Source organism: Pseudomonas sp. S60 (assembly GCF_016647865.1).
Taxonomy (GTDB): Bacteria; Pseudomonadota; Gammaproteobacteria; order Pseudomonadales; family Pseudomonadaceae; genus Aquipseudomonas; species Aquipseudomonas parafulva.
In genome coordinates, this window is sequence record NZ_JACVVH010000106.1 from 1 (window position 1) to 880 (window position 880).

Genomic DNA, 880 nt, shown 5'->3' on the forward strand with positions numbered 1-880 from the left:
CAACGAAGCCACCGCGCCGCTCTTCACGCTGACCTTGAACCGTGCGCTGGACAAAGACCTCACTGTTACCCTGAGCAACAACGCCACGGTTGTGTTCAAGGCAGGTGAAACCAGCAAGTCCTACACCGCACCGGCACAAGGCGATGACGTCTTCAAAGACGAAGGCAAAATCGAAGTAGGCATCACCAAGGCCGAAGTCCCGAACGCCACGTTCGAGAACCTGGTCATCGGCGGCCCAGCTTCGGTGAACGTCACCGACACCATCAGCAAGGTCACCGCTGTGCTGTCTGTGGATAACAACACCGTGGTTGAAGGTGGCAAGATCACCTATACCGTCACCTTGGTGAGCGAAGACAGCAGCCTGCCAGTCACTGGCCACGGCGGTGTGACCGTGACCCTCACCGGTGGCACCCAGGTGTTCATCGCTGCTGGCTCTGCCAGCGGCACTGTGAGCATCAACGCACCCGATGACGTGTATGTCGGTGGCCAGCCTGCGATCGTGAAGGCGATTACCGACCTGGCAGTTGCCGGCGACAAGCAGTTCGAGAACCTGGTGGCCAATAAAGCAACTGTGACCACCACCGTGACAGACGAACCGGCCGGCCAGGGCGACCTGGTGCAGGTCAATATCGTGGCCGACCAGGCGTCGGTGAACGAGGCTACTTCACCGACCTTCACGCTGACCCTGAACCGCGCGCTGGACAAGGATCTGACCGTCACGCTGAGCAACAACGCCACCGTTGTGTTCAAGGCGGGCGAGACGACCAAGTCCTATGCCGCACCTGCACAAGGCGATGACGTCTTCAAAGACGAAGGCAAAATCGAAGTAGGCATCACCAAGGCCGAAGTCCCGAACGCCACGTTCGAGAACCTGGTCATC

General features: G+C 59.4%; 1 protein-coding gene. It reads left to right on the forward strand.

The genetic code is table 11. The annotated features are described in order from the left end of the window. A partial coding sequence (locus tag IAE33_RS24355) for an immunoglobulin-like domain-containing protein (RefSeq protein WP_201165752.1) occupies positions 1–880 on the forward strand: 880 nt, incomplete at both ends.